The 20,457-nt window shown below is 63.2% G+C and carries 20 protein-coding genes, 1 tRNA gene and 2 pseudogenes; 11 read left to right on the top strand and 12 right to left on the bottom strand.

From position 1 onward, the window contains the following. Positions 1-24: 24 nt before the first annotated feature. From NKI63_RS19025 to NKI63_RS19015, 3 genes are all read right to left on the bottom strand, one after another. Positions 25-870 carry an aldo/keto reductase gene (locus NKI63_RS19025; RefSeq protein WP_352506929.1) on the bottom strand — a complete coding sequence of 282 codons (846 nt, stop codon included), beginning with the start codon at positions 868-870 and terminating at the stop codon, positions 25-27. A 109-nt stretch (positions 871-979) separates the two neighbouring features. Then, positions 980-1,366: a CopM family metallochaperone gene (gene copM, locus NKI63_RS19020; RefSeq protein ID WP_352455040.1), complete on the bottom strand. Its 387-nt coding sequence runs from the start codon at positions 1,364-1,366 to the stop codon at positions 980-982. A gap of 42 nt (positions 1,367-1,408) precedes the next feature. Continuing rightward, positions 1,409-3,913 carry a heavy metal translocating P-type ATPase gene (locus NKI63_RS19015; protein ID WP_352822850.1) on the bottom strand — a complete coding sequence of 835 codons (2,505 nt, stop codon included), beginning with the start codon at positions 3,911-3,913 and terminating at the stop codon, positions 1,409-1,411. A 227-nt stretch (positions 3,914-4,140) separates the two neighbouring features. On the opposite strand from NKI63_RS19015, the gene NKI63_RS19010 reads away from it, so the two are divergent. The 5 genes from NKI63_RS19010 to NKI63_RS18990 all read left to right on the top strand — a co-directional run bounded on the left by NKI63_RS19010 (position 4,141) and on the right by NKI63_RS18990 (position 11,327). Beyond that, positions 4,141-6,939, top strand: a complete 2,799-nt coding sequence (locus tag NKI63_RS19010) for a [protein-PII] uridylyltransferase (protein ID WP_352822848.1) — start codon at positions 4,141-4,143, stop codon at positions 6,937-6,939. 46 nt (positions 6,940-6,985) lie between these two features. Then, entirely contained in the window at positions 6,986-8,584 is a 1,599-nt protein-coding gene (gene murJ, locus NKI63_RS19005; protein WP_352822846.1) for a murein biosynthesis integral membrane protein MurJ, read from the top strand. A 281-nt stretch (positions 8,585-8,865) separates the two neighbouring features. Further along, positions 8,866-9,942, top strand: coding sequence for a tryptophan--tRNA ligase (gene trpS / locus NKI63_RS19000; protein WP_352822844.1), 1,077 nt, complete (start codon positions 8,866-8,868; stop codon positions 9,940-9,942). 185 nt (positions 9,943-10,127) lie between these two features. Next, a complete protein-coding gene (locus tag NKI63_RS18995) occupies positions 10,128-10,619 on the top strand; it encodes a universal stress protein (RefSeq protein ID WP_352822841.1) in 492 nt (163 codons plus the stop codon). A 138-nt stretch (positions 10,620-10,757) separates the two neighbouring features. Further along, positions 10,758-11,327: a NifU family protein gene (locus tag NKI63_RS18990; protein ID WP_023676386.1), complete on the top strand. Its 570-nt coding sequence runs from the start codon at positions 10,758-10,760 to the stop codon at positions 11,325-11,327. Positions 11,328-11,437: 110 nt separating this feature from the next. On the opposite strand, the gene NKI63_RS18985 is transcribed toward NKI63_RS18990, so the two are convergent. Then, a complete protein-coding gene (locus tag NKI63_RS18985) occupies positions 11,438-12,055 on the bottom strand; it encodes a L,D-transpeptidase (RefSeq protein WP_352822838.1) in 618 nt (205 codons plus the stop codon). A gap of 224 nt (positions 12,056-12,279) precedes the next feature. Between NKI63_RS18985 and NKI63_RS18980 the strand changes: the two are divergent. Beyond that, a pseudogene (locus NKI63_RS18980) lies at positions 12,280-12,493 on the top strand (MerR family transcriptional regulator); the annotation flags it as partial. 138 nt (positions 12,494-12,631) lie between these two features. Here NKI63_RS18980 and NKI63_RS18975 read toward each other — a convergent pair. After that, positions 12,632-12,958, bottom strand: a complete 327-nt coding sequence (locus tag NKI63_RS18975) for a GYD domain-containing protein (RefSeq protein ID WP_352822836.1) — start codon at positions 12,956-12,958, stop codon at positions 12,632-12,634. Between the two features lie 192 nt (positions 12,959-13,150). On the opposite strand from NKI63_RS18975, the gene NKI63_RS18970 reads away from it, so the two are divergent. From NKI63_RS18970 to NKI63_RS18960, 3 genes and pseudogenes are all read left to right on the top strand, one after another. Beyond that, positions 13,151-13,450 (top strand): DUF1330 domain-containing protein, encoded by a 300-nt coding sequence (locus NKI63_RS18970; RefSeq protein WP_352822833.1) that lies wholly within the window; start codon positions 13,151-13,153, stop codon positions 13,448-13,450. A 164-nt stretch (positions 13,451-13,614) separates the two neighbouring features. Continuing rightward, positions 13,615-13,688: transfer RNA gene (locus tag NKI63_RS18965), tRNA-Cys, on the top strand. 16 nt (positions 13,689-13,704) lie between these two features. After that, positions 13,705-13,803: pseudogene (locus tag NKI63_RS18960) on the top strand (IS1595 family transposase); the annotation flags it as partial. Between the two features lie 41 nt (positions 13,804-13,844). On the opposite strand, the gene NKI63_RS18955 reads toward NKI63_RS18960, so the two are convergent. Beyond that, positions 13,845-14,261, bottom strand: coding sequence for a hypothetical protein (locus NKI63_RS18955; protein ID WP_352822830.1), 417 nt, complete (start codon positions 14,259-14,261; stop codon positions 13,845-13,847). Then, a complete protein-coding gene (locus tag NKI63_RS18950; RefSeq protein ID WP_352822828.1) occupies positions 14,258-14,629 on the bottom strand; it encodes a hypothetical protein in 372 nt (123 codons plus the stop codon). The genes NKI63_RS18955 and NKI63_RS18950 overlap by 4 nt, the downstream gene beginning before the upstream one ends. 64 nt (positions 14,630-14,693) lie before the next feature. Here NKI63_RS18950 and NKI63_RS18945 point away from each other — a divergent pair, with 64 nt between their 5' ends. Further along, positions 14,694-15,419: a hypothetical protein gene (locus NKI63_RS18945; RefSeq protein WP_352822825.1), complete on the top strand. Its 726-nt coding sequence runs from the start codon at positions 14,694-14,696 to the stop codon at positions 15,417-15,419. A 291-nt stretch (positions 15,420-15,710) separates the two neighbouring features. Continuing rightward, on the top strand, positions 15,711-16,211 hold the full coding sequence (locus NKI63_RS18940) for an MmcB family DNA repair protein (RefSeq protein ID WP_352822951.1): 501 nt from the start codon (positions 15,711-15,713) through the stop codon (positions 16,209-16,211). Between the two features lie 423 nt (positions 16,212-16,634). Here the strand turns inward: NKI63_RS18940 and NKI63_RS18935 are convergent, their stop codons facing one another. The 5 genes from NKI63_RS18935 to fdhD all read right to left on the bottom strand — a co-directional run bounded on the left by NKI63_RS18935 (position 16,635) and on the right by fdhD (position 20,454). Then, a complete protein-coding gene (locus NKI63_RS18935; RefSeq protein WP_352822823.1) occupies positions 16,635-16,997 on the bottom strand; it encodes a nuclear transport factor 2 family protein in 363 nt (120 codons plus the stop codon). Between the two features lie 85 nt (positions 16,998-17,082). Beyond that, positions 17,083-17,556, bottom strand: coding sequence for a carboxymuconolactone decarboxylase family protein (locus NKI63_RS18930; protein ID WP_352448517.1), 474 nt, complete (start codon positions 17,554-17,556; stop codon positions 17,083-17,085). Between the two features lie 111 nt (positions 17,557-17,667). Beyond that, positions 17,668-19,224, bottom strand: coding sequence for an alpha/beta fold hydrolase (locus NKI63_RS18925; RefSeq protein WP_352822820.1), 1,557 nt, complete (start codon positions 19,222-19,224; stop codon positions 17,668-17,670). A 101-nt stretch (positions 19,225-19,325) separates the two neighbouring features. Then, on the bottom strand, positions 19,326-19,634 hold the full coding sequence (locus NKI63_RS18920) for a formate dehydrogenase subunit delta (RefSeq protein ID WP_352822817.1): 309 nt from the start codon (positions 19,632-19,634) through the stop codon (positions 19,326-19,328). Continuing rightward, on the bottom strand, positions 19,624-20,454 hold the full coding sequence (fdhD, locus tag NKI63_RS18915) for a formate dehydrogenase accessory sulfurtransferase FdhD (RefSeq protein ID WP_352455049.1): 831 nt from the start codon (positions 20,452-20,454) through the stop codon (positions 19,624-19,626). Before fdhD ends, NKI63_RS18920 begins: the two co-directional genes overlap by 11 nt. Positions 20,455-20,457 lie beyond the last annotated feature (3 nt).

Raw genomic sequence — 20,457 nt, 5'->3', positions numbered from 1 at the left:
GGGGGGAGATTGGCAGCTTCACCCTCAAATCATCGCCAAGCCCGACTTCCGCCTCGGCGGTGGGAAGGCGCGGTCAATTTCGGCGAAATCTTCGCTCGTGAGCTCGATGTCCAACGCCGCGGCATTCTGCCGGATATGCTCCGGGCGACTGGCCTTCGGAATGGCGATCACGCCCTGCTGCGCCATCACCCATGCAAGTGCGATCTGCGCCGGCGTCGCACCGTGGCGGGCGGCGATGGCATCTAACCTGGCGTTCCGCGCCAATACCCCCTGATCGACCGGCGAATAGGCCATCAGCGGCATGCCGCGTTGCCGGCTCCACGGGGCAAGGTCGAACTCGACGCCGCGCTGCGACAGATTGTAGAGCACCTGATTGGTCTGGACGTTGCCGCCGGCCGGCAACCGAACCAGCTCTTCCATCTCATCGGTATCGAAATTGCTGACGCCCCAATGGCGGATCTTGCCGGCCGCCTTCAACGCTTCGAACGCCTCTACCGTCTCCATCAAAGGAACGCTGCCCGGCCAATGCAAGAGATAGAGATCGATGCGGTCGGTGGCGAGATGCCTCAGGCTGTTCTCGCAGGCCCGTTTCACGCCGGCGCGCGAGGCATTGGACGGCAGCACTTTGGAGACCAGGAAAACCTCGTCGCGGTGCCCGGCGATGGCCTCGGCCACCACCTGCTCGGCACCGCCGCTGGCATACATTTCGGCGGTGTCGATCAGCGTCATGCCGAGATCCAGCCCTAGCTTCAGGGCATTGGCCTCGTCGGCGCGGCGGCGGCCGTCCTCGCCCATCTTCCAGGTGCCCTGGCCGAGCACCGGCACGGCTTCGCCGCAGGGCAGGGTGGTCGTTCTTATCGTCGATGCCATGGCATGCTCCAGTCCGAGGCCCGGATAGCACCATAGCCGCCAAGGGAAATCCAGGTGAAGCAGAAATCCAGGTGAAGCCTCTCGCCAGGATTCCCCGACAGCGTGACGCCTACTTCACCGGATGGGCGGCGAGCCAGTCTTGCATCTGCTTGATCTCGGCTTGCTGCGCGGCGATCACTGCTTCCGCCAGCTTGCGGATTTCCGGATCCTTGCCATTGGCGAGCTCGATCTTGGCCATATCGATGGCCGCCTGGTGATGCGGGATCATGCCGCGGGCGAAATCGACATCGGCATTGCCGGAATATTCGATTGCCATCATGTCGGTATGCATCTTGTCCATCGCCGCCTTGTAGCCCTCGGTCGAGGGGCTCTGCGCGCCCATTGCGCCCATGTCGTGCTTCATCTCCTCGGCTTGTGCCGGAACGCTTTCGAGGAAAACAGCAAGCAGCATTCCCGCCGCCATCATCAGCAGCACGATCTTCTTGGCCAAGGTCATTCATCGTCTCCTTTTTGAACAGGGTCTATCTGGAAGTTTTACTCAGAGTTTCAACGTCCTGAGCCGCAATGCGTTGGCAATGACCGAAACCGAAGACAGGCTCATCGCCGCCGCCGCGAGCATCGGCGACAACAGCGTGCCGGTGAGCGGATAGAGCACGCCGGCAGCGACCGGCACGCCAAGCACATTGTAGAGGAAAGCGAAAAACAGGTTCTGGCGGATGTTGCGGATCGTCGCGCGGGCCAGCGTTCTGGCCCTGACGATGCCGTTGAGATCGCCCTTGACCAGCGTTATTCCCGCGCTTTCGACCGCAACATCGGCGCCTGTGCCCATCGCGATGCCGACATCGGCGGCGGCAAGTGCGGGCGCATCGTTGACGCCATCGCCGGCCATGGCGACGCCCGCACCGCCGGCACGCAATTCCTCGACCAGCGCGTTCTTCTGTTCGGGCAAAAGCCCGGCACGCACCGCGTCGATGCCGAGCTTGGCGGCGATGGCCTTGGCGGTGCGCTCATTGTCGCCGGTCGCCATGACGATCTTCAGCCCGCTGTCATGCAGCGCCTTGATCGCCTCGGCGGTCGTCGCCTTGATCGGATCGGCGACGGCAACGAGGCCGGCGAGCTTGCCTGCGACAGCGACGAACATCGCGGTCTTGCCATCGGCCTGCAGCGCCTCGGCACTGGCCAGGACCGATGCCGTGTCGATGCCGAGATCGGCCATCATCGCGGCGTTGCCGAGCGCCACCTTCTGTCCCGAGACCGTGCCCGAAACGCCCTTGCCGGTGACGGCCTCGAAGCCGCTCGCGTCGGGGACCTTCACGTAGCGTTCGTGGGCGCCGTCGACGATAGCCTCGGCCAGCGGATGCTCCGAGCCTTTTTCCAGCCCGGCGGCGAGCGCCAGCAGATCGTCTTGTGCCATGCCTTCGACGGCGACGACGTCGGTCAGTCGCGGCCGGCCTTCCGTCAGCGTTCCCGTCTTGTCGACGATCAGCGTGTCGACCGAGGCAAAACGTTCGAGCGCCGCCGCTTCCTTGATCAGCACGCCGGCATGCGCGCCGCGCCCGGTGGCGGTCATGATCGACATTGGTGTCGCGAGGCCCAGTGCGCACGGACAGGCAATGATCAGCACCGAGACCGCCGCGACGACGGCAAAGACCAGGCTGGGTTGCGGTCCGATGACCGCCCAGGCGACGAACGCAATGATCGCGACCAGAACGACAGCCGGGACGAAGTAGAACGACACGCGGTCGGCCAGCCCCTGGATCGGTGCGCGCGAACGCTGCGCCTTGGCGACAAGCTCGACGATCCGCGCCAGCGTCGTCTCGGCGCCGACTTTGTCGGCGCGCATGATCAGCGAGCCGTTCTTGTTGAGCGTGCCGCCGGTGAGATTGTCGCCTTCGGTCTTTTCGACCGGCAGCGGCTCGCCTGTGATCATCGATTCGTCGACGGAAGAGCGCCCTTCGAGCACAATGCCGTCGACCGGCACGGCGTCACCGGGGCGGATGCGCAAGCGGTCGCCGGCCTTGACGGTTTCGAGCGGCACGTCGTTTTCGGAACCGTCCGCGCCGATCTGCCGCGCCGTCTTCGGCGCCAGGTCGAGCAGCGCGCGGATCGCCGAGCCGGTTTTCTCGCGGGCGCGCAATTCCAGCACCTGGCCGAGGAACACCAGCGCAACGATCACCGCCGCCGCCTCGAAATAGACCGGCACGGTGCCGTCATGGCCGCGGAACTGGTGCGGAAAGAGGCCCGGAAACAGCGTGGCGACGACACTGTAGAGATAGGCGGCACCGACGCCGAGCGAAATCAGCGTCCACATATTGGGGCTGCGGTTGAGGATCGAATCCCAGCCGCGGTGGAAGAACGGGAATGCCGCCCACAGCACCACCGGGCTGGCCAGCGCCAGCTCCAGCCAGACCTTCGCGCGGTCGTCGATGAAGGCCTGAAACGTCAGGCCGAGCATCGGCGCCATGGCGATGACCAGCAACGGCACGGACAGCACCGCGCTCACCCAAAAGCGCCTGGTGAAGTCGACCAGTTCCGGGTTAGGCCCCTCGTCGCCGGTCGGCACGCCCATCGGTTCCAGCGCCATGCCGCAGATCGGGCAGGAGCCGGGCTTGTCGCGGATGATTTCCGGATGCATCGGGCAAGTGTATTGCGTCCCCTTGGGCATCGCCTGCGGCGCCGGCCTGTCGCCGAGATACTTTGCCGGCTCGGCCTCGAATTTCGCCTGGCAAGCGGCGGAGCAGAAATAGAAACCCTGGCCCGCGTGCCGCAAAAAGTGCCTGGCCGTGGCGCGGTCGACGCTCATGCCGCAGACGGGATCGGTTGCGGTCAGGTATTTTTCCGGCTCGGCGATGAATTTCGAGCGGCAGCTCTCGCTGCAGAAATGATAGCGACGGCCGTCATGCTCGGCGGTCGGCTTGCCGGCAGCCGGATCGACGTTCATGCCGCAGACCGGATCGCGGACGACGGCGTCCGCGGCAGAGGGGGCGCCTTTTGCCGAGCAGCAGCTGCCATGGGCGTGATGATGGTGGTCGGAATGCGTCATGCCGAAAGCCCCTGTATTTCGATGTTGCGGCGGAGGTAGTGCTTCCAGTAACTGGAAGGTCAAGGGCTGATTTCGATTTTTCGTGGCCAGGCGCTAACCGAACCGGCCGCGGGCACGAGACGATCGTCCAGTTCCACGGCTGCGGAGAACGCGTCTGTCCGCCCCATACCCAGCGCCGCGAAAACGCGCTATAGACGCCGCCGAAACGGCGAGGCCGAACGGCATTTATGGCAAGAATATCCCTGAAGCTCGAGGAACTGATCGACGGCGAAGCCTTGCGCCGCGAGATGACCGAACTGACCGCGGCCACGGCAGGCGACGGCTCCGGCAAGGCCGCGCGCAGCGGCGTCCTCAAGCTTCTCAAAAGCCGGCTCGCCGACGGCCGCACGGTCGCCGAACGCATGCTGATGGACGACGGCAGCGGCACCGCCTGCGCCGCCCGGCTGTCGCATCTGATGGACGAGATCATCCGCGCGCTCTACGATTTCGCCGCCACCCACGTCTATCGCGTCAAAAACCCATCATCGGCCGAGCGCATGGCGGTCGTCGCCGTCGGCGGCTACGGCCGCGGCACGCTGGCGCCCGGGTCCGACATCGATCTCCTGTTCCTGCTGCCCTACAAGCAGACGCCATGGGGCGAGCAGATTGTCGAATACATGCTCTACATGCTGTGGGATCTGGGGCTGAAGGTCGGCCACGCCACGCGCAACATCGACGAATGCCTCAGACTGTCGCGCACCGACGTCACCATCCGCACCTCGATCCTGGAGGCGCGCTTCCTATGGGGCGAGCAAAAACTCTATGACGAGCTTTTGCAGCGCTTCGACCACGAAGTGGTGCGCACTACCGGGCCCGAATATGTTCAGGCCAAGCTCGCCGAACGCGACGAGCGCCACGCCAAGGCCGGCGAGAGCCGCTATCTGGTCGAGCCCAACGTCAAGGACGGCAAGGGCGGCCTGCGCGACCTGCAGACGCTGTTCTGGATCGGCAAATATTTCTACCGGGTGCGCACCGGCGAGGAACTGGTCGAAAAGGGTGTCTTCACCGACGCCGAATACAGGGAATTCCAGAAGGCCGAGGACTTCCTGTGGGCGGTGCGCTGCCACATGCATTTCCTCACCGGCAAGGCCGAGGAGCGGCTGCATTTCGACATCCAGCGCGACATTGCCAAGCGGCTCGGCTACACCACCCATCCCGGCCTGTCGGCGGTCGAACGCTTCATGAAGCACTACTTCCTCGTCGCCAAGGATGTCGGCGACCTGACCCGCATCTTCTGCGCCGCGCTAGAGGAGGAGCAGGCCAAGCATGTGCCGGGCTTCAACCGCATCTTTCTCACCTTTTCGCGGCGCAAGCGCAAGCTCGCCGGCACGGCCGATTTCATCGTCGACAACCACCGCATCAACATTGCCGACGACGAGGTGTTCGAGCGCGATCCGGTCAATCTCCTCAGGCTGTTCTGGTTCGCCGACAAGCACGGCCTGGAATTCCACCCCGATGCGCTGAAGCTTTTGACCCGCTCTCTCGGCCTCGTCGGCAAGGCGCTCAGGCGCGACGAGGAGGCCAACCGGCTGTTCCTCGATATCTTGACCTCGGACCGCAACGCCGAGCTCAATCTGCGGCGCATGAACGAGGCCGGACTGCTGGCAAAGCTGATCCCGGATTTCGGCAAGATCGTCGCCATGATGCAGTTCTCGATGTACCACCACTATACGGTGGACGAGCACCTCATCCGCTGCATCGGGGTGCTGGCCGAGATCGAGCGCGGCGACGGGGAAAAGATCCATCCACTCGCCCACTCGCTGATGCCGGGGCTGAAGAAGAGCCGCGAGGCGCTCTATGTCGCCGTGCTGCTGCACGACATCGCCAAGGGCAGGCCGGAGGACCATTCGCAAGCCGGCGCCAGGATCGCCCGGCGCATCTGCCCGCATATGGGGCTGTCGCCGGCCGACACCGAAACGGTCGCCTGGCTGGTCGAGAACCACCTCGTCATGTCGATGACGGCGCAGACCCGCGATCTCAACGACCGCAAGACGATCGAGGATTTTGCCGCCATCGTGCAGTCGGTCGAACGGCTGAAGATGCTGCTTGTGCTTACCGTCTGCGATATCCGCGGCGTCGGGCCTGGGGTCTGGAACGGCTGGAAGGGCCAGTTGCTGCGTACGCTCTATTACGAGACCGAGCTTTTGTTGACCGGCGGGTTTTCGGAGGTGTCGCGCGCCAAACGGACGGCGGCGGCGCGCGAACAACTGGCCGAGGCGCTTGCCGACTGGCCGGAAAAGGCCCGCAAGCGTTATGTCGGCCAGCACTACGAGAACTATCTGCTGGCGGTCGATCTTCCCGACCAGCTCCGCCATGCCGAATTCATCCGCGAGGCCGATCACGCCGGCAAGAAGCTCGCCACCATGGTGAAAACCCACCAGTTCGAGGCGGTGACCGAGATCACCGTGCTGGCGCAGGACCATCCGCGCCTGCTCTCGGTGATTGCCGGCGCCTGTGCCGCGGCCGGCGGCAACATCGTCGACGCGCAGATCTTCACCACCTCGGACGGCCGCGCGCTCGACACCATCCTGATCTCGAGGGAGTTCGACCGCGACGAGGACGAGCGCCGCCGTGCCGAGCGCGTCGGCCGGCTGATCGAGGACGTGCTGTCGGGCAAGAGCTGGCTGCCCGAAATGATCGAGAAGCGCACCAAGCCGCGGCGCGGCGCCAAGGTTTTCCGCATCCCGCCGCGCGCCGAGATCCGCAACACGCTGTCGAACCGTTTCTCGGTGATCGAGGTCGAGGGGCTGGACAGGCCGGGCCTTCTGTCGGAGATCACCGGCATGTTGTCGGACCTGTCGCTCGACATCGCCTCGGCCCACATCACCACCTTCGGCGAAAAAGTCATCGACACGTTCTACGTCACCGATCTCACCGGCCAGAAGATCGACAGCCCGTCGCGTACGGTGACCATCCGCAACAGGCTGATCGCGGTGCTCGAGGGCACGGCGTCCGAGCGCGGCAAGACCAAAACGGCCGCCGAGTGACTGTTACCTTCCATTTGCCCCAATCGCACAGGCAGTCTTCAAGCGCATGAGCCTTGTCAAGAAATTCGCCACGGTCGCTTCCGGCACGCTGATGAGCCGCGCCCTCGGTTTCGGCCGCGAGATGCTGATGGCTGCCGCACTTGGCACCGGGCCGATCGCCGACGCCTTCAACGCCGCCTTCCAATTTCCCAACACCTTTCGCCGGCTGTTCGCCGAAGGCGCCTTCAATGCCGCCTTCGTGCCGCTGTTCGCCAAGGAGATCGAGACACACGGCACCGACGGCGCCAAGCGCTTTTCCGAAGAGGTGTTCGGCGTCTTGTTCACGGCGCTTCTGGCGCTGACCATCGCCATGGAACTGGCGATGCCGCTGATCGTGCGCTACCTGGTGGCGCCGGGCTTTGCCGATACGCCGGGAAAATTCGAGACGACGGTGGCGCTGGCGACCGTCATGTTCCCCTACCTGATCTGCATGTCGCTCGGCGCCATGATGGCCGGCATGCTGAATTCGCTGCGCCGCTATTTCGCCGCTGCGGTGGCGCCGGTGTTCCTCAACGTCATCCTTATCGCCGTGCTTGCCTATGCCTGGTACAAGGGTTCGGACGCCCGCACCGTTGGTTTCGGCCTGGCCTGGGGCGTGCTGGCGGCCGGCCTGGTGCAGCTGGCGATCGTCTGGGTGGCGGTGCGCCATGCCGGCATTTCGATCGGCTTCCGGCGGCCGAAGATGACGCCGAACGTCAAGCGGCTGCTGATCCTGGCGCTGCCGGCGGCGATCACCGGCGGCATCACCCAGATCAACCAGTTGATCGGCACGGCGATCGCGTCGGCGCAGGACAGCGCGGTGTCGTCGCTGGCCTATGCCGACCGCGTCTACCAGCTGCCGCTGGGCGTCGTCGGCGTCGCCGTCGCCATCGTGCTGTTGCCGGAACTGTCGCGGGCGCTGAAATCAGGCAATCTGGTCGAGGCCGCCAATCTGCAGAACCGCTCGGTCGAGTTTACCCTTTTCATGACCTTGCCGGCGGCGGCCGCGCTGCTGGTCATGTCCGAGCCGATCGTGCGGCTGGTCTATGAGCGCGGCGCCTTTGCCGCCAACAATTCGACGCCGACGGTCGCGGCAATCCTGGCGATCTTCGGGCTCGGCCTGCCGGCCTTCGTGCTGATCAAGGCGTTCACCCCAGGCTATTTCGCCCGCGAGGACACGCGCACGCCGATGATTTTCGCCGCCATCTCGGTCGCGGTTAACATTGCGACGGCACTGACGCTGTTTCCGACGATGGGCGCGCCCGGCATTGCCGTTGCCTCCGCTGTCGCCGGCTGGGTCAATGCGGCGATGCTGCTCGCCGTGCTGATCCGGCGCGGCCATTGGGGCCGCGACGTGCCGCTCATGAAACGCATCCCGCGGCTGGTGCTGTCGGCGGCGGTGATGGCGGCGGCGCTCTATTTTGCCGAACACTGGTTCGCCGCAAGGCTCGCCTCCGGCTCGCCGCTGGTGATCAAGGCGGTAACCCTGCTTGCGCTCGTCGCCGGCGGGGCGCTGCTTTACTTCGTCACCGCCTTCGCCACCGGCGGCGCCGATTTCGGCATGATCCGCCGCAATATCGGGCGCAAGGGCTCCCAGCCGGTCAAGGAGCAATCTCCGGATCCGTGAGGGGGAAAATTCATCAGCGCCAATTTTGTTCTTGCTTTGTGCCGGCAGCTATGCTATTAATCTCGGTATGGTGCTAATTGGCTCCAACGACCCGCCCACCGAGGCGGGTTTTTGTTTCTGGTCGGCGCCATCCCTCAAACAGCCTTCTGTTCGGCCGACGTCAAAGCCTGCGCGCCCTGGCCAACGCCCCTCTTGATCGTCTCCTCGCTCTCGTCCATAAGCGCGCCGTCGCAAGACTTTCGCCGCGCGCGAAACGGCCCTCCACAAGCCAGGGAAACACCATGACCGATCAGCCCCCCTTCAAACCACTCGTTTTTTCCGGCGTCCAGCCAACTGGCAATCTGCATCTCGGCAATTATCTCGGCGCCATCAAGAAATTCGTCGCCCTGCAGGACACCTCCGACTGTATCTACTGCGTCGTCGATCTGCATTCGCTGACCGCACAGCTCGTCCATCAGGATCTGCAGGACCAGACGCGGTCGATCACCGCGGCGTTTCTCGCCTCCGGCATCGACCCGACCAAGCACATCGTCTTCAACCAGTCGCGGGTGATGCAGCACGCCGAGCTTGCCTGGATCTTCAACTGCGTGGCGCGCATCGGTTGGATGAACCGCATGACGCAGTTCAAGGACAAGGCCGGCAAGGACCGCGAGAACGCCTCGCTCGGCCTGCTCGCCTATCCCTCCCTGATGGCCGCCGACATCCTCGTCTACCGCGCCACCCACGTGCCGGTCGGCGACGACCAGAAGCAGCATCTGGAGCTGACCCGCGACATCGCGCAGAAATTCAACAACGACTTTTCGGACCGCATCGCAGCGCTTGGCGTCGGCGTCGAGATGGAGGTCGGCGAAGAGACGGTGAACGGCTATTTCCCGCTGACCGAGCCGGTCATCGGCGGCCCGGCAGCGCGCATCATGTCGCTGCGCGACGGTTCGAAAAAGATGTCGAAGTCGGACCCGTCGGACCTGTCGCGCATCAACCTGACCGACGATGCCGGCGCCATCTCGAAGAAGATCCGCAAGGCCAAGACCGACCCGGAGCCTTTGCCCGGCGAACTGGACGGGCTTGCCGGCCGGCCGGAAGCGGAAAACCTCGTCGGCATCTATGCCGGCCTCGCCGAAATCTCGAAAGAGGCGGTGCTGAAGGAATATGGCGGCCAGCAGTTTTCGGTGTTCAAGCCGGCGCTGGCTGATCTCGCCGTGGAAAAGCTGGCGCCGATCGCCGAAGAGATGCGCCGCATCTCCGGCGACCGCGCCTATGTCGACGCGGTGCTGCGGGATGGCGGCGAGCGTGCCGGCACATTGGCCGAAGCGACGATGAAGACCGTGCGCGACATTATCGGCCTGCTGCAGGGCTAATGCATGTCGCGCAAAAGTGTGCAGCGGTTTTGCGCTAACGACATGCATAAAACAAGAACCTGAAGCGCGTCGCTGGTCGAACGCGACGCGCTTTAAGCTGCACCAGCATTGCCACAGCCGCCGGTCGCTTGCGGGCGGGCTGAGGCGGTGGCAGATTGCGACCGAAACCATCGAACAGGGTGAATATGGTCTCCAAACGCCTCAGCCGCGAAGCCGGTCATCGCCGCAAGTTCCTGGCGATCATCGACGACACGCCCGAATGCGAGCGCGCCGTCGCCTACGCCTCGAAGCGGGCGCAAAGCACGGGCGGCGTGCTGGTGCTGCTCTATGTCATCGAGCCGGATGATTTCCAGCACTGGCTGGGCGTCGAGAAGATCATGCGCGAGGAGGCGAACGCCACGGCGCGTGCCGCACTGGACAGCTACGCCAACAAGGTGCGCCAGAAGCTCGGCATCGAGCCGGAACTGGTGGTGCGCGAAGGCAAGCCGACCGAAGAGATCCACAAGCTGATCGAGGAAGACCAGGACATCGCCATCCTGGTGCTGGCGGCAGGCGCCGGCAAGGAAGGGCCTGGGCCGCTGGTCGGCGCGGTCGCCGGCAAGGGCGCCGCCTTTCCGATTCCCGTCACGGTGGTGCCGCAGAATCTGACGGACGAGGAGATCGACAGCCTCGCCTGAGCGCGCCTCGCGCAAGGCAGGGGTAAAACATTCCGCCTGCCGCTACCGCCGACGATGCCTTTCGCTTGAATGTCGGGCGGATAAAGCCTAATTAGAATTATTCCAAACTAGCTGCCCCAAACGGGCACGGAGACGGCCATGTTCATCCAGACCGAGTCGACGCCAAACCCGGCGACGCTGAAATTCCTGCCCGGCAAGGAAGTGCTGCAAGAAGGCACCGCCGATTTCCGCGATGCCGATAGCGCCGCGACGGCTTCGCCGCTCGCCGGCCGGCTGTTCGAAATCCCCGGCGTCACCGGCGTCTTCTTCGGCTATGATTTCATCACCGTGACCAAGGACGGCCCCGACTGGCAGCATCTGAAGCCGGCTATCCTCGGCGCCATCATGGAGCATTTCATGTCCGGCGCCCCGGTGATGGCCAAGGCCGGCCCCGCCGCCGAGACCAGCCAGACCGGCGAATTCTACGACAAGGCCGACGAGGAGCTGGTCGTCACTATCAAGGAGCTGCTCGACACGCGGGTGCGCCCGGCGGTGGCCCAGGACGGCGGCGACATCACCTTCCGCGGCTTCGAGAACGGCACCGTGTTCCTGCACATGAAGGGCGCCTGCGCCGGCTGCCCGTCGTCGACGGCGACGCTGAAGCACGGCATCCAGAACCTGCTCCGGCACTTTGTGCCGGAAGTGCAGCACGTCGAACAGGTCTCCTGACGCGACGTTCCATCGTCAACATCGATAGACAACAAAAAACCGGGCCAAAGTGCCCGGTTTTCTGTTCGCGACGTCTGTGTTGTTGCCTAGACGGTCCGCGTATAAGGGTTTTATATCACAATGACCTTGGCGCCGACCGAGGTGCGGTCGTAGAGGTCGATAATGTCCTGGTTCATCAGCCGGATGCAGCCCGACGACATCGCCTTGCCGATCGAATTCCATTCCGGGCTGCCATGCAGGCGATAACCCATGTCGCCGCCCTTGTTGAACAGGTACATGGCGCGCGCGCCGAGCGGGTTCTTCAACCCCGGCTCCATGCCACCGGCAAACTTGGCCAACTCCGGCTGGCGCTTGATCATCTGCGAAGGCGGTGTCCAGGTCGGCCATTCGCGCTTCAGCGCGATATGGGCGGTGCCGTGCCATTCGAAACCCTCACGGCCGACGCCGATGCCGTAGCGCATCGCTTCGCCGTCACCCATGACGAAGTAGAGGAACTTGTTCTGCGTATCGACGATAATGGTGCCCGGCTTTTCCCTGGTGTCGTAGTCGACGATCTGCCGGCGATATTTGAATGGCACCTTTTCGATCGGAACGCGCGGCAGGTGATAGCCGGCATCGGTCACCGCGCCATAATTGTTGGTGAAGACCTGCGAGCCGATGGTGCTGCAACCGGCGACAGCCGTCGACAGCGCCAGGGCCGCGACGATTGCAAGTGACTTTATGCGCATGAAAAGGTCCGATGCCCCGCCTAAACAACAGCGGCTCGAGTCGGCCGCTTTTTCATCTTCATTCATGCTGGCATTTGCTTTGCTTGCCAAGCGGGCGAAGCCTATATCCTTGGGCTTGCATGCCGGTAAACCTGCGACTATGGCATTTCGGCAACAGCCCCCGCAGGATTATGCTGCAAAATCAATGGGCCAGGAACAAGGACCCGCAGACGAGGAAATCACCCATGAATGTCGGTGACGCTGCCCGGCGCTCTGGCCTGCGGCCAAGATCATCCGTTGCAACGAGGAGATCGGCCTGATCTCGCCTGCGCGCGCCGGCAATGGCTACCGCTACTATTCCAGCGACGACGTCCATCGGCTGACGTTTCTGCGCCGGTTTTTTCTATCGACGATTGCCGCCAGTTGATGGCACTCTACCAGGACCGCCGCCGCGCCAGCCAAGGATATTGCGCGGGCGGCGCCGGCAGGCGAGAAGCGTGCTTCTGCGACCGCATAGGACCACGTCGACGAGTTCACGATGCAGCAGGGCGCGGCTGGCGGCTATGCCTCGAAAATCTGCAAAGCCGCAAGGCGTCCTTATGAGCCCGGCGGGCGATACCGGATCGACTTCGCCCTCCCAAGGGCGTCCATTGTCTCTTCGACACTTAACAGCACGGTGGTCTGGTACGAGCTGAGCGCTCCTCCCGCACCGATGGCGAGCATGACGGATGCCATCGACACGTTGTCCGGCGCCTCCCACAGGTTCCAGCCGTCGTACTCGCCGAAGGCATACCAGAACCCGTGCAGCTTTCCGCCGACCGACTCGATATAGGAACGGGCAGCCTCGCGTCTGTCCTCGGGATTATCCATCAAGCGCGCCCAGGTTTCGGGCCTGTAGCTGAATCGCGTGAGATACATCGGCATGGTTCGTCTCCTCCCAGAGCTTCCCCTACGAAGACAGTTAAGCGCCCCAATCCGGGCGAAGGCGAGTCGTTTCCGAGGCGGTGTGGCAAAAATATACGGCCGGCCATCCCTCACTGCCGGGTAGTTCGGCCGGCTTAGTTGCAGGAATGCTAATGGACGTGCTTCAATCCCCTCCTTGAGGGAGTAAGATCAATGACAGCATATCTTATTGCCGATGTTGCCATAACCGACGCCGCCGTGTTCGAGGAATACCGCCGGGAAGTGCCGGCAACCGAAGCGCGCTACGGAGGAAGATACATCGCTCGTGGCGGAGCCACCAGAGTGCTGGAGGGCGACTGGGAGCCTCATCGCCTCGTCATTGTCGAGTTCCCGGACATGGCCTCCCTCATGGCGTGGTACGATTCTCCAGAATACGGCCGGCTCAAAGCCATCCGCGAACGCTGCGCAAAGACCAGGATCATTGCTCTGGAGGGGATGATGCCGGTTAGTTAAAAGTCGAATATCTACGCATGTCACGGCGACGATAGGCCCGACTGCCCGATTTTGGAGGATATGCGGGGTGGCGGACGGCTGGTGACAAGCGTGCTTCGGCGACGGCTGGGTATCCTGGCATCGACGGGTTGACTGCGCTGATGGATTGGGCATAGAGGCACCGAGGTCTGAGGGCGGGACGGTGACGCATCGGTCTGCAAAACCGACGTAGTGGGTTCAATTCCCACTCAGACCTCCAGCCAGCCCACCGGCGCCTTCTAGTCTCGGATGCAGAACGCGCCTCAGACTTGCTTCGCATAGCCCGCGACAAGCGCCTTACCTATCGGCGGATTGGTGAAGCCGGTCACGCCTAAACAGAAGGCGCGAAACCTCCAGATGCTCCGAAAAAGAGCAGCTAAGAAACCAAAACCAACCAAACCAAAACCATAGATCCAGCGAGGACAACGTATTGTTTGGCTTCGAACAAAAACGCGCGCGCCTTGTGCGCGAATTTGTCATCGTCATACAGCTGATCATTCGACTTTTTAGCGTCCTTGATGGACACCCATCCGAACATATACTGGAGGTAATCCATTATGATGGATAGCAGGCCAATCGCCCCCATAGCCATCAGAAGACAACGATGGTCTGCCTTAACGCTCGTAGCAAAAGCTCCGTCTCCCGTCTTGATAGCATAAAAGACCGCAAGCAATCCGAATCCCACCAAGCGGCAGGCATCGCTAATTCGAGCCGTGACCCCCCTCTGGTCGTCTAAGAGGCGGTCGCGGTTCTTCTGGTATTCCTGCTTCGTAACAGTTGCGGTATCGGTCACTTGGTGGGCTCCTTTGGCGCTGAGGGACCACCATCGTCGGTTCCATCGCCAGTTATCTTTTCAAGCTTAAACGCATCTTCAAAGCCGGCATAAGCCACGGGAGGCTTCACCAAGCGGTACGCGCTTCCGTCGCCACAGTTGATGAGGCTCTTGTCTTTCAAAAGTACCCAATAGGCTTCATGAGGGCAGTCGGCGGGCCGCACTTCAAACGTCCCCAGGACAGAACTCATCATGCCAGTGTCGTAGTCGAGAATTTTCGGCGCTGTGCCGTCTTTGGGCGGGATGTACAGCGCGTTGAAATTTGTCTCCGCCGCCAGCGACGGGCACAAAATCCCACACGCAAATACGCCCGCCAACCATATGCGCATGTCATCCCCCTATGTATGTGTAACATAGAAGCACGATGGAGCGGCGGTTGCGAATCAGTTCTGCTTGGTTGACTTAGACGAGGCTGCCTTCGCCGCCTTTGTTGCTGACGACTGTTTCTTCTCAGACTTTTCGTGCGGCGTTGGCGGCGTCTTCAACAGGCGACGCAAAACCTCGTCGCACTTTTCCTGGTCTTTGTCTTTGGGGGTTTCTGACATGATCAATCCTTGGGACCCGTTCCCTTTTCCGCTCTATGGCGACCAAAATGAAGACGAAATTTACCAATGGATCGGTCGCTCTCTAGACGCTTGGGAGCATGTCGAGTTCGAACTAGCCCGAATGTATAGCCTGCTTTGCGGTGATCCTGAATGGGCAAAGATGCAAGAGTACGGCGGCTCCGGGAACATATTCCGAGACCGAATTGGCAATCTCGCTAACGTTGCCGTCTCGTATTTTCGCAGAGACCCGCATCAAGACCATGAGGGCGCGTTGGACGGATTGATAACAGCCTGCAAGGGCTTTGCAGACCGCCGTAACGAAGTGGCGCACGGGATGGTCATGGACGTCCAGACATTCCTATTCTGGCAGGACAAAATGAAAGCGGCCGCTCCAAATGTGCCTCAGCTTCTGGTCGTCCCGCCTTACTATCACGTCCGAAAACATGACAGTTTGGGCTTGCCCGGATTCGGGTATTCATCGTTCGAACTCAGCACTATCACAAATCGCCTGCTGGATTTGAGCAGGGCGATAGATGCGTTCAATTTGCGGGTGTGGCCGCGTGAATCGCGTTGAGAATATTCGTGACCATGGCGCGCGAAAGGTAGGGCTCAACACCTGTTCGCGCTCCAACACTTTCGCACCTTCCATGATGTCGCGAGCGTCCATGCCATCAGGCACCCATACGCCGCGTCCCTCATATCCTTCGATAGCGCCGGCCTGTCGCGACTCAGATGATGTTTTCGATCCTTAGTACGTCAAGTGTATAATGAGGCATATATTTCTATTTCCCGTTAGATTTGTCAAATATAAAATCGCCCGCAAAAACAGGTTCAAACCGTGAACAAAATCTGGCATGGTGCCGCCATGCCGATCATCTCACCTCTACCCCTCAATCCGCTCATCGACGGCCGCCAGTCGGAGCGCGCCATGCTGGTCAGGCGTGGCGTGCAGCGGCTGCTCAAGCAGATGGGCGCGCATGTCTTGCCCGAACTGTCGCTGGCCACCGGGCGCCGCGCCGATCTCGTGGCGCTGACCCGCCAGGGCGACATCTGGATCATCGAGATCAAATCCTCGATCGAGGATTTCAGGGTCGACCGCAAATGGCCGGACTACCAGCTGCATTCCGACCGCTTCTTCTTCGCCACGCATCCCGGCGTGCCTTCCGAAATCTTTCCGGAGGAATGCGGCTTCATTCTCTCCGACGGCTATGGTGCCGAGATTCTGCGCGATGCGCCCGAGCACCGCATGGCGGCGGCGACGCGCAAGGCGCTGATGCTGAGGATCGCACGCGCTGGTGCGTCGCGGCTGCTGGCGGCGGAGCTTGCCGGCGTGTCGGTGCCGGCGCTGGATGGCGAGAGCGAGTAGGGGGTGCGCTCTCCGTACTTATAGACGTCGCGCTGCCCCTCATCCGGCTGCCGCCACCTTCTCCCCGTAAGTGACGGGGAGAAGGGAGTAAGCCGGACTGCTATTCCACGATGCGGTAGATGTTTCATAGGCTGGTGCCCGACACGACGTAGGGCTCCATCTCCTTGCCCCATTTGGCGTGCGCGTCGATCTTGCCGATCCTGGCGAAGAACGCCTCCAACTGGCGAGGCTCTCGACCTGGTGGTGTCACTCGACCGTCGCTTCCCGCGCGCCGATCGATCCGGTCATGATCTGGAACTTGAGGTCGTCGACACCGACCAGCGAGCCGATCTCGCGTTCTTATTCTTTAACAGTTCGAGCACGGTCTGCTTGTGGTCGAACTTGGCGTCGATCTGCCATCTGGCACTGAACATCGCCGCCTCCTTATTCGTCCCAGGCCTGCACGACCGTCTGCCGTGCGATCTGGCCGTTCTTCAGCTCCAGCATCGCCGCGCAGAATACCTTGGTCCCGTCCGGATAGGAGCAGGCCTGGGTGAAGGCGAGGTTGTTGCCGTCGGCAATGGTGGTGTCGACCTCGTGGGTCATCGCCCGGCTGCAAATGTCGTCCCAGAATGTAGTGATCGCAGCGCGCCCGCGGATTTCGCGCGGCTTGCTCGGCGGGTTGTTGCGGTCGATCACCCGCACCAATGCGTCGTCGGCATAGAAGCTCGCCAGCAATTTTCCATCACGGCCCTCAATCGCCTTCTTGATCGCAGCGCCGTCTATCGTGTGTGTCTTGGTCAGCATTTTTTCCTCCATGGGCCTGTCTTCTCGGATCGGGTGGTTGCTTGATCAGGCACTGCCCGGCGCTCGTCGCCGGGCAGTGGCTTCTTCACTGCGACTTCGCCTTGACGGCCGCGAACACCTCGTCGGACTGCTTCTTGAAAGTGGCGAGATCGACCTGGCTGCCGTTGAGCATCGTCGACCAGTGGCGCACGATCGCCGCCATCGCCACCGCCTCCTTGATCTCCTCGTCGCTGGCGCCATTGAGCTTGGCCGCCTGCGTGTGGAAATAGATGCAGTACTGGCAGGGGATCTGCGAGGCGACGGCGAGGCCCATCAATTCCTTGGTCTTGCCGTCGAGCGCGGTGTTCGGGTTGAGCTGCACGCCCTTGATCTCGGCCCAGGCGCCGGCAACGGCGACATCCGGCAGCGTCTTGAACATGTCCGGTACCGAGCCGAGCGTTGCCTGGATGTCCTTGTAGGCAGCCGTCGCCGAGGCGTCTTCGGCCTTGGCAGGAACGATCGCCAACAGCGCGCCAACGCCTGCCGCCAGCACCAGTGATTTGAGTGTCGACTTCAGCATTTTATTCCTCCCTTCGCAGCGCCTTTCCCGGCGACATCCGCCTGGCCTGCATGGGACGAAGTGATAGCGCTTACGCATGCCTGGCCGCTTCGCCCGAAAGCGCCATGGCTGCTATGGCCCGTGCGGGCCAGCATGCCGGGCCGAGAACGCCGCCGCCGCCGCCCGCGACGGCAGGTCCAGCTTGAGCAGAATATTGGCGACGTGGCGCTTGACGGTGTGTTCGCTCAGCCCGAGTTCGGCGGCGATCGCGGCATTGCTCTTGCCGTCGGCGATGAGGTTCACCACCTCGCTTTCGCGCGCCGTCAGTGCGGCCGGCTCGGCAGCCGCCTTGGCCTTCGGCCGGCAGGCCGGCTCCAGGTGCTGTTCCGAGGTCGCCTGCACCAGCGCCAGCGGCTCATCCAGCTCGTCAAGCGCGATGCGCCCGGCGTCATTGAAATGAAGGCCTGAACCGGCGGCGAGGTCGGCGACCAGCCGCGAAGCGAGGATGTCGCCGCGCCCGGCATGCGCGGCAAGCTGCATCGTCACGCGCGCCGTCAACCCCGTCGGCGGCCCACGCAACTCGACCTCGCCGACATGCACGCCCTGCGCGCTGGCGACGCCGATCTCCTGCGCCGCATCGCGCAGCGCTGCCGCGCAGCGTACGGCCCGCGCCGGGCCGTCGAAGCGCGCCATCATCAGCTCGCCATGCGTGCCGGCCGGGCGGCCGCCATGGCGCCCGACCGTAAGCCGCCATGTTTTCTGAAAACGCTGGCTGCGCTCGCTCCACATGCGGTCGCCAAGCCGCGCCGTGTCGTAGATCCGGGTGACCAGCAGTGCAGCCAGCACGCGCTCGGCCTCGGCAACGGCGCGCGCTCCGGTCAGGAATTCCTCTATCAGATCGGCCACCCGGTCGATATCGCCGGTCCAGATCGGGTGGTCGCGCCCGGCCACCTCGACCAGCCGCGAATTCGGGATCTTCCTTGCCAGGAAGCGGCTGGCCTCCGAGTCGACGCGCGCATCGTTGCGGCGATGGATGAGCAGCGTCGGTGCGCTGATCGCCGCCAGCACGCCACGCACGTCGATAGCTGCATTCATGCGGGCCAGGGCGATTGCCGCGGTCGGGCTCGCCGACAGCCGCTCGAAGCGCGCCCACCATGTGGCGAAACGCGGATCGTCGACGCGGCCGGGCGCGAAATGCGGCAGGGTGGCGCCGGTGCCCCATGCGGTCTCCGCCGTCGCGATGAACGCCTCAAGGCGTTCCGGCGGCATCACCCATTTGTGGAAATGCGCATAGCCGCCATAAAGCGCCAGCGCCCGCGTCCGCTCCGGGTAGGTGGCGGCGAACAGCATTGCCATCGGCGCGCCTTCCGAAGCGCCGAGCAAGGCGGCGCGGCCGCTGCCGGTCGCATCCATCACCGCGCGTACATCGTCCATGCGGGTTTCGAGGCTGGGCAGGTGGTGGACATCGACGCGGTCGGACAGACCGGTGCCGCGCTTGTCGAACAGGATCAGCCGTGAGAACGCGGAAAGCCGCTTCAACAGCCTGGTGTAGCCCTCGTCTTCCCAGTGCAGGTCGAGATTGGAGATGAAACCCGGCACGAAGACGAGATCGAGCGATCCCTGGCCGACCACCTGATAGGCGATCCGCACGTCGCCACTGAGCGCGTATCGAGTTTCGATCGGCCTCACGAGTTGTCCGCCCGACCCGACGATTTCTTATCGCCGGATCATAGCAGAGGCGCGCTGCGGCAGATGAAACTTCAGAGAGTGTGAATGTGGGCCCGCGGCGCCTACTTCTGTGACGCGGCGGCAGTCTCGGTGTTCGCTCCGCCGACGCTAAAACCTGCGCCCTCCGGCGCGCCCGGCCGCTTGATCCTGGGCGCGGCCGCGACGACAAGCTCGTTGAACCCCTCGCGCCCGCTGTCCAGCATCTCGAACAATTGCCGGCGCATCCTCGGCTCCCAGAACTTGTTGATGTGCTCGGCGATGCCAGCAATGCCTTGCTCGCGCGGCTTGGAGTGGAAAAAGGCGGCGATCTGGTTGGCCATGCGAACCAGCTTTTCGCTGGTGCTCATGAGGTGGCCCTCGTCATGCGACATGCTTGGCAACTCCGGAAACCACGCGGTCAGGATGGGTGAAAATATCGAAATCGTCGCCGCGCACCAGCGCCACCAGCGTCATGCCGGAATCGTCCGCGGTGCGGATGGCAAGTGCGGTCGGCGCCGAGACGGCGATGATGACGGCCGAGCCGATCGCCGCGGTCTTCTGCACCATCTCGACCGAAACGCGCGACGTGACGACGACGGCCCCCGACCTGCCGTCGATACCGGCTTTGGCCAGCGCGCCAGCCAGCTTGTCCAGCGCGTTGTGGCGGCCGACATCCTCACGCGCCATGACGATGCCCTTGCCGGGGAGGTAAAAACCGGCGGCGTGGACGGCACCGGTCTCGGCGTGCAGCGGCTGCAGCTTCGACAAAAGCTTGACCGAGCGGACGATGTCATCGGCCTGAAGTGTAAGTTGCGACGCACCGACCGGGTTTACCGAGCGCATCGCCTCCTCGATCGATTCGATGCCGCACAACCCGCAGCCGACCGGGCCGGCCAGCCGTCTGCGACGCGCTTCGAAGCGGGTGTTGGCGCTGTCCTTCAGCCGGATCTGGATGTCGATGCCGGCACCGTGATCCTCGACCTCGATCGCTTCGATTTCGTCCGGCGAGGCAATGATGCCTTCGGTCAGCGAGAAGCCGAGCGCGAAATCCTCGAAATCAGCCGGGCTTGCCATCATCACCGCATGCGTGGTGCCGGCAAAGGAGAACGCCACCGGTGTCTCTTCCGGCACCATCCGGTTGGCGGCCGCGGTGCCGCCCGCGCGGCGCGCCAGCCGCGAGATCTGCGCAATGGCTTTGCGGCGCGCGGTCAAGGA

The sequence above is a fragment of the Mesorhizobium sp. M0410 genome, assembly GCF_040321435.1.
GTDB lineage: Bacteria > Pseudomonadota > Alphaproteobacteria > Rhizobiales > Rhizobiaceae > Mesorhizobium.
This window is presented reverse-complemented; position numbering and strand designations above follow the sequence as displayed.

What these genes read in the sequence shown, in the direction of transcription:
- NKI63_RS19025 (WP_352506929.1), bottom strand. Translation starts at nt 870, where the DNA reads ATGGCATCGACGATAAGAACGACCACCCTGCCCTGCGGCGAAGCCGTG.
- copM (WP_352455040.1), bottom strand. Translation starts at nt 1,366, where the DNA reads ATGACCTTGGCCAAGAAGATCGTGCTGCTGATGATGGCGGCGGGAATG.
- NKI63_RS19015 (WP_352822850.1), bottom strand. Translation starts at nt 3,913, where the DNA reads ATGACGCATTCCGACCACCATCATCACGCCCATGGCAGCTGCTGCTCG.
- NKI63_RS19010 (WP_352822848.1), top strand. Translation starts at nt 4,141, where the DNA reads ATGGCAAGAATATCCCTGAAGCTCGAGGAACTGATCGACGGCGAAGCC.
- murJ (WP_352822846.1), top strand. Translation starts at nt 6,986, where the DNA reads ATGAGCCTTGTCAAGAAATTCGCCACGGTCGCTTCCGGCACGCTGATG.
- trpS (WP_352822844.1), top strand. Translation starts at nt 8,866, where the DNA reads ATGACCGATCAGCCCCCCTTCAAACCACTCGTTTTTTCCGGCGTCCAG.
- NKI63_RS18995 (WP_352822841.1), top strand. Translation starts at nt 10,128, where the DNA reads ATGGTCTCCAAACGCCTCAGCCGCGAAGCCGGTCATCGCCGCAAGTTC.
- NKI63_RS18990 (WP_023676386.1), top strand. Translation starts at nt 10,758, where the DNA reads ATGTTCATCCAGACCGAGTCGACGCCAAACCCGGCGACGCTGAAATTC.
- NKI63_RS18985 (WP_352822838.1), bottom strand. Translation starts at nt 12,055, where the DNA reads ATGCGCATAAAGTCACTTGCAATCGTCGCGGCCCTGGCGCTGTCGACG.
- NKI63_RS18975 (WP_352822836.1), bottom strand. Translation starts at nt 12,958, where the DNA reads ATGCCGATGTATCTCACGCGATTCAGCTACAGGCCCGAAACCTGGGCG.
- NKI63_RS18970 (WP_352822833.1), top strand. Translation starts at nt 13,151, where the DNA reads ATGACAGCATATCTTATTGCCGATGTTGCCATAACCGACGCCGCCGTG.
- NKI63_RS18950 (WP_352822828.1), bottom strand. Translation starts at nt 14,629, where the DNA reads ATGCGCATATGGTTGGCGGGCGTATTTGCGTGTGGGATTTTGTGCCCG.
- NKI63_RS18940 (WP_352822951.1), top strand. Translation starts at nt 15,711, where the DNA reads ATGCCGATCATCTCACCTCTACCCCTCAATCCGCTCATCGACGGCCGC.
- NKI63_RS18935 (WP_352822823.1), bottom strand. Translation starts at nt 16,997, where the DNA reads ATGCTGACCAAGACACACACGATAGACGGCGCTGCGATCAAGAAGGCG.
- NKI63_RS18930 (WP_352448517.1), bottom strand. Translation starts at nt 17,556, where the DNA reads ATGCTGAAGTCGACACTCAAATCACTGGTGCTGGCGGCAGGCGTTGGC.
- NKI63_RS18920 (WP_352822817.1), bottom strand. Translation starts at nt 19,634, where the DNA reads ATGTCGCATGACGAGGGCCACCTCATGAGCACCAGCGAAAAGCTGGTT.